Source organism: Kitasatospora sp. NPDC004614 (assembly GCF_042873675.1).
Taxonomy (GTDB): Bacteria; Actinomycetota; Actinomycetes; order Streptomycetales; family Streptomycetaceae; genus Kitasatospora.
On sequence record NZ_JBIALR010000035.1, the window covers coordinates 22,179 to 29,006 of the forward strand.

Annotated in this window: 5 protein-coding genes; 4 read left to right on the forward strand and 1 reads right to left on the reverse strand. The window is 73.6% G+C overall.

What is annotated here, in order from left to right; all coding sequences use genetic code 11:
- Positions 1 to 32 precede the first annotated feature (32 nt).
- The 3 genes from ACFYST_RS36310 to pheT all read left to right on the forward strand — a co-directional run bounded on the left by ACFYST_RS36310 (position 33) and on the right by pheT (position 4,888).
- Entirely contained in the window at positions 33 to 1,127 is a 1,095-nt protein-coding gene (locus ACFYST_RS36310; protein WP_387643010.1) for an ATP-binding protein, read from the forward strand.
- Positions 1,128 to 1,256: 129 nt separating this feature from the next.
- Entirely contained in the window at positions 1,257 to 2,378 is a 1,122-nt protein-coding gene (pheS, locus tag ACFYST_RS36315) for a phenylalanine--tRNA ligase subunit alpha (protein ID WP_030464253.1), read from the forward strand.
- Positions 2,378 to 4,888, forward strand: a complete 2,511-nt coding sequence (gene pheT, locus ACFYST_RS36320) for a phenylalanine--tRNA ligase subunit beta (protein ID WP_387868722.1) — start codon at positions 2,378 to 2,380, stop codon at positions 4,886 to 4,888. Before pheS ends, pheT begins: the two co-directional genes overlap by 1 nt.
- Positions 4,889 to 4,966: 78 nt before the next feature.
- Here the strand turns inward: pheT and ACFYST_RS36325 are convergent, their stop codons facing one another.
- On the reverse strand, positions 4,967 to 5,356 hold the full coding sequence (locus tag ACFYST_RS36325; protein ID WP_387643008.1) for a hypothetical protein: 390 nt from the start codon (positions 5,354 to 5,356) through the stop codon (positions 4,967 to 4,969).
- 151 nt (positions 5,357 to 5,507) lie between these two features.
- Between ACFYST_RS36325 and ACFYST_RS36330 the strand changes: the two genes are divergently transcribed.
- Entirely contained in the window at positions 5,508 to 6,740 is a 1,233-nt protein-coding gene (locus tag ACFYST_RS36330; RefSeq protein ID WP_387868724.1) for an MFS transporter, read from the forward strand.
- Positions 6,741 to 6,828 lie beyond the last annotated feature (88 nt).

The following is a 6,828-nucleotide window of genomic DNA, read 5'->3' on the forward strand; positions in this document are numbered from 1 at the left end:
CCATAGCCGGTACGGGGCGGGGGAGGACACCCATGGGCGGCGACGACGGCTTGGCGACCCTGGAACCGGACGACCTGCCGGACGGGTTGGTGGTCGCGGACGCACAGGGCCGGGTGGTGGTCTTCAACCGGGCCGCCGAACGGATCACCGGCCGCTCCGCGCACTGCGCGATCGGCGTGGCGCTGGAACAGGCGCTGCCGCTGGAGGACCTGGACGGCCGGCGCTGGTGGCAGCTGACCGACCCGTACGGGGGCCTGGCGGTGCGCAGCGGGCAGCCGGAGCGCAACCTGCTGCTGCCCGGGGGCCGCGAGGTGCTGGTGTGCGCCCGCTACCTGCGGGAGCGGCCGGGCGGGCCGGTGCGGCGGGTGGTGGTGACGCTGCGCGGCACCGAGGCGCGGCGGCGCACCGAACGCAGTCACGCCGAGCTGATCGCGACCGTCGCGCACGAGCTGCGGTCGCCGCTGACCAGCGTGAAGGGGTTCACGGCGACGCTGCTGGCGAAGTGGGAGCGCTTCAACGACGGCCAGAAGCGGGTGATGCTGGAGACCGTCGACGCGGACGCGGACCGGGTGACCCGGTTGATCGCGGAGCTGCTGGACATCTCGCGGATCGACGCCGGCCGGCTCGAGATCCGCCGCCAGCGCCTGGACCTGGCGGCGGCGGTGCGCCGGCACGTGGAGGGGAAGGTCGCGGCGGGCATTCCCGAGGAGCGGTTCGACATCCGGGTGGCGGCGCCGCTGGGCGAGCAGTGGGGCGACCCCGACAAGATCGACCAGGTGCTGGCGAACCTGCTGGAGAACGCGGTGCGGCACGGCGAGGGCACCGTGACGATCGAGCTGGGGCCGGCCAACGACGTGGTGGAGGCGGCCGGTTCGCCGCCCCGGATGATCGAGGGCACCGCCGTCACCGTCAGCGACCAGGGCGCGGGCATCGCGGAGGAGGCGATGCCGCGGGTGTTCACCCGGTTCTGGCGGGGCTCCAAGCGGGGCGGGACGGGCCTCGGGCTGTACATCGTGAAGGGCATCGTGGAGGCGCACGGCGGGGTGATCCGGATCAGCCGGGCGGAGGGCGGCGGCGCCCGCTTCCGGTTCGTGCTGCCTGCGGGCATTCCCGACTTCATGCTCTGAGCCGTTCCGCTGCGTGGTCGGCCGCCGTGGGCGGTCGCGGCCTGCGACTACACTCGACCCTTGGCGTTCTCGCGGACGCCCGGCGAGGCAGCAGACCTGATCACGAGCAGGAGCACGGGAAGCATAGAGATGTCGGCACCCAACAAGTCGTACGACCCGGTCGAGGTCGAGGCCCTCAAGCCCGAGGTGGTGGAACAGGCCCGGGACGAGGCGATCGCCGCCTTCGCCGCCGCCGCCGACCTCGACGAGCTCAAGCAGGCGAAGGTCGCGCACACCGGCGACCGTTCCCCGCTCTCGCTCGCCAACCGTGAGATCGGCGCGCTGCCCCCGCAGGCCAAGGCCGCGGCGGGCAAGCTGATCGGCCAGGCCCGCGGAGCGGTCAACCAGGCCCTCGCCAAGCGGCAGGTCGAGCTGGAGGCGGAGCGCGACGCCCGGGTGCTGGTCGAGGAGGCAGTGGACGTCACGCTGCCCTACGGCCGCGTCCCGCGCGGTGCCCGGCACCCGCTGACCACGCTCGCCGAGCGCATCGAGGACACCTTCGTCGCGATGGGCTACCAGGTGGCGTCCGGCCCCGAGGTCGAGGCGGAGTGGCTGAACTTCGACGCCCTCAACCTGCACGCCGACCACCCGGCCCGCTCGATGCAGGACACCTTCTTCGTGGAGGCCCCCGACGGCACCGCCGACTCCGGCATGGTGCTGCGCACCCAGACCTCGCCGGTGCAGATCCGGGCGATGCTGGCCGGCGAGCCGCCGCTGTACGCGGTCAGCCCGGGCCGGGTGTACCGGACCGACGAGCTGGACGCCACGCACACCCCGGTGTTCCGCCAGGTCGAGGCGATCGCGGTGGACGAGGGCCTGACCTTCGGCCACCTGAAGGGCACCATCGAGGTGCTGGTGGAGAAGCTGATCGGCGGCGGCCTGGAGCTGCGCTGGCGGCCCTCGTACTTCCCGTTCACCGAGCCGAGCGCCGAGATCGACCTGCAGTGCTTCGTGTGCCGCGGTGCCTCGGTGGGCAACCCCGACCGCCCGTGCCGGACCTGCTCCTCGGAGGGCTGGATCGAGCTGGGCGGCTGCGGCGTGGTCAACCCCCGGGTGCTGGTCGCCGCGGGCATCGACCCGAACCGCTACAGCGGATTCGCGTTCGGCCTGGGCCTGGAGCGGATCCTGATGAACCGTCACAACGTCGCCGACATGCGCGACATGGTCGAGGGTGACGTCCGCTTCACCCTCCCGTTCGGGATGGAGATCTGATGCGCGTCCCGCTTTCCTGGCTGCGTGAGTACGTCGACCTGCCGGCGGGTGAGACCGGACGCGACGTCGCGGCCCGACTGGTCCGCGCGGGTCTCGAGGTCGAGACGGTCGAGCAGCTCGGCACCGACATCAAGGGCCCGCTGGTGGTCGGCGAGGTCCTCTCCATCGAGGAACTGTCCGGCTTCAAGAAGCCGATCCGGCACTGCTTCGTCAACGTGGGCAACGCCAACGGCACCGGCGAGCCGCAGGAGATCGTCTGCGGCGCGACCAACTTCCGGGTCGGCGACAAGGTCGTGGTGATCCTGCCCGGCGGCGTGCTGCCCGGCCCGTTCCCGATCTCCGCCCGGCAGACCTACGGCCACACCTCGGCCGGCATGATCTGCTCCGCCCGCGAGCTCGGCATGGGCGAGGACCACGACGGCATCATCGTGCTGCCGCCCGAGTACGAGGCCGGCACCGACGCGATCGAGCTGCTCCAGCTCGCCGACGAGGTCCTCGACATCGCCGTCACCCCGGACCGCGGCTACTGCCTGTCGATGCGCGGCGTGGCCCGTGAGGCCGCCGCCGCGTACGGCCTGCCGCTGGCCGACCCGGCGCTGCTGGACGTGCCGCCGGCCAACTCCTACGGCTACCTGGTGAAGGTCGCCGACCCGATCGGCTGCGACCGCTTCGTGGCGCGCACCGTCACCGGCGTCGACCCGGCCGCGAAGTCGCCGATCTGGCTGCAGCGCCGCCTGCAGAAGTCCGGGATCCGCCCGATCTCGCTGGCCGTGGACATCACCAACTACGTGATGCTGGAGGTCGGCCAGCCGCTGCACGCGTACGACCGCGAGCGGGTGGACGGGCCGATCCAGGTCCGCCGCGCCACCGAGGGCGAGACGCTGACCACGCTGGACGGCGTCAAGCGCAAGCTGTCCGCCGAGGACGTGCTGATCTGCGACAACTCCGGCCCGATCGGCCTGGCCGGTGTGATGGGCGGGGCGGCCACCGAGATCCTCGAGCCGGTCACCGACCCGGAGACCGGCGCCGTCACCGGCACCACCGAGATCATCATCGAGGCCGCGCACTTCGAGCCGGTCGCGATCGCCCGCGCCGCCAAGCGCCACAAGCTGCCCTCCGAGGCGTCCAAGCGCTTCGAGCGCGGCGTCGACCCCGAGGCCACCCGGGCCGCCGCGCAGCGCGCCGTGGACCTGCTGGTGCTGATCGCCGGCGGCACCGCCGAGGCCGGTGTCACCGACATCGCCGCCCCGCGCCCGGTGCGCACCATCACCATCGACGCCGACCTGCCCGACCGGGTGGCCGGCGCCGAGTACGGCCGCGAGACCGTCACCCGTCGCCTGCAGGAGGTCGGCTGCGGCGTCGCCGGAGCGGACGTCCTGGAGGTCACCCCGCCGTCCTGGCGGCCCGACCTGACCGACCCGTACGACCTGGTCGAGGAGGTCGTCCGGCTCGAGGGCTACGACAACGTCCCCGCCCGGATGCCGGTCGTCCCGCCGGGCCGCGGCCTGAGCGAGGCGCAGCGCTTCCACCGCCGGGTCGGCGTGGCACTGGCCGGCGCCGGCTACGTGGAGATCAACGCGTACCCGTTCGTCGGCGACGCCGCGTTCGACGGCCTCGGCCTGGACAAGGACGACGCCCGCCGTCGCACCGTCAAGCTGGTCAACCCGCTGAACGACGCCGAGCCGGCGCTGCGCACCACGCTGCTGCCGGGTCTGCTGGGCGCGCTGCGCCGCAACGTGGGCCGCGGCAACACCGACCTGGCGCTGTTCGAGACCGGCACGGTGTTCCTGCCGAAGGCCGAGCCGAAGGTCGCGCCGCGGCTGCCGGTGGACCGCCGTCCGACCGAGGAGCAGCTCGCCGAGCTGAACGCGGCGCTGCCGGACCAGCCGCGCCGGGTCGCCGTCGCGCTGACCGGTGAGCGGCTGCCGTCGGGCTGGTGGGGCAAGGGCGCGCCGTCCGGCTGGGCGGACGCCATCGAGGCGGCCCGCACGGTCGCCGGGGCGGCCGGTGTGGAGCTGACGGTCCGCCAGGCGCAGTACGCGCCGTGGCACCCGGGCCGCTGCGCCGAGCTGCTGGTCGGTGACGAGGTCGTCGGCCACGCCGGTGAGCTGCACCCGCGGGTCATCAAGGCGCTGCACCTGCCGGAGCGCACCAGCGCGATGGAGATCGACCTGGACCTGGTGTTCGAGGACGGCCGCCGGGTGTCCGGCCCGCCGGTCTCGGCGTACCCGGTGGCGACGCAGGACGTGGCGCTGATCGTGGACGCGGGCGTGCACGCGGCGGACGTGGAGTCGGCGCTGCGCGAGGGCGCTGGCGAACTGCTGGAGTCGCTGAGGCTGTTCGACGTGTTCACGGGCGAGCAGGCCGGTGCGGGCAAGAAGTCGCTGGCGTACACGCTGCGGTTCCGTGCCGCAGACCGGACGCTGACCGCGGACGAGGCGTCGGCGGCCCGCGAGTCGGCCGTCGCGGTGGCCGCGGAGCGCACCGGCGCGGTGCTGCGCGGGGCCTGACGGCTACCGCTACGGACGGGAGCCCCGCCGGGCCGGGACCTTCGGGTCGCGGCGCGGCGGGGCTCCGTCGTGTGTGCGCTACTTGCAGGTGGTGTCCTTCAGCACGGTGACGATCTTGTCGCCCTCGGCGGCGGTGAGGCCGCTCTTCGCCTCGGCGAACTTGGTGGCGGCGACCTGGCCGAGGCCGGCGTCGTTGCCCTTGGACTTCTTGATCTCCTTGCAGACCTCGCCGGCGGCGTCGATCGCCGTCTGCTGGTCCTTGATCAGGTCCGGGTCGAGATCCTTCAGCCCGTTGAGCATGTTGATCTCGGCGTCGACGGCCTGGTCCCAGTTGTCGTCCGAGGGGGACGCGGCGGCGGCGGGCTTCTTGTCGCTGCTCTTGGAGCCCGGGAAGTCGCACGAGGTGAGGGTGAGGGCGACGCCGAGGGCCAGGCAGCCAAGGGCGGTTCGGGTGATGACGGATCGCATGGGGGACACTGTGCCAGAACAGCGGCGCGGGGCGCGGCCGGTACCGAAAAGGTGTGCGGGACAACACGGTTGACGAACCGGCCGGCCGGGCTGCTATGTTCCCCTGACAGCCTTCGAACGCGCCCCCGCGGCAGCGTCGGAGGCTTTTTTCATGACTTCTGACACGGTGTGGGGTGCGGGGAGTGCCGCTGAATCGTCCGGCCCGGTGGGGTACTTGGCGCTGCTGCGGCAGCGCGAGTTCGCCGGGCTGTACGCGAGTTTCTCGCTGACGGCGGCGTCGGGGACGCTGTCGGGTTTCGCGCTGGGCTCGCTGGTGCAGGCGCGGACCGGGTCGCCGTTGCTGACGGCGCTGAGCATGTTCGGGTCGTCGTTCGCGGCGGTGGCGGGCGCGCTGACGCTGATGTCGGTCGCGGACGGCGGGCGGCCGCGGCGGACGCTGGTGGCGCTGCACGGCCTGTCGCTGGTGGCGGTGGCAGCGCAGGCCGTGCCCGGGCTGCCGCTGGTGGCGCGGTTCGGGCTGCTGCTGGTGGTGGGGTTCTTCCAATCGCTGGGCACGGGCGCGCGGATGGGGCTGCTGGCGGAGATCGTGCCGGCCTCCGGCTATGCGCCGGCCCGGTCGCTGATGAACCTCACGGCGGGCGGCGCGGCGGTGCTCGGGTTCGCGCTCGGCGGGGCGCTGCTGGCGGTGCTGAGCCCGTCCCAAGTGTTCGTGCTGGCAGGGGTGTTGGCGGCGCTGGCGACCGCAGTGGTGGCGGCGACGGTGCGGGAGCGTTCGGTGCGGACGGCGCGCCGGCCGGGCCTGCGGGAGACCTGGCAGGGCAACGTGGCACTGCTGGGCCGTCCGGGGCGGCGGGCGCTGCTGCTGAACCTGTGGGTGCCGAACGGGCTGGTGGTGGGCTGCGAGGCGCTGTTCCTGCCGTACGCGCCCGCCTCGGCCGGCCTGCTGCTGGCGGCGGGTTCGGCCGGGATGCTGCTGGGCGACCTGGTGGTGGGCCGGCTGCTGGACGAGGCCGGGCGGGCGCGGTGGGCGTATCCGCTGCGGCTGCTGCTGGCGGGGCCGTTCCTGCTGCTGGCGCCGCGCCCGCCGGTGGCGGTGGCGGTGCTCGCGGTGGGTGTGGCCGGGGTGGGGTTCGCGGCGACGCTGCCGTTGCAGGAACGGCTGCTGGCGTTGACGCCGGACGCGGAGCGCGGGCAGGTGCAGGGCGTGGAGTCGGCCGGGCGGATCACCTGGCAGGGCATCGGCGCGGCCGTCGGGGGCGCGCTCGCGCAGGTGGTGGAGCCAGGGTGGGCGATCGGGCTGCTGGCCGCGCTCTCGCTGGTGGTGACGGTGGCCTCCCGCCGGGCGGTGCGGCGGGAGGCGGCGGCTGCGGCGGACAGGCCCTAGAAGACTGATGAAGATGTTGGGTTCTGGCCCCGCCGTGTGAGCGGTGGGGCCAGACTCGCCTTGTGGCGATGGGGGAATGGGCGGGGGA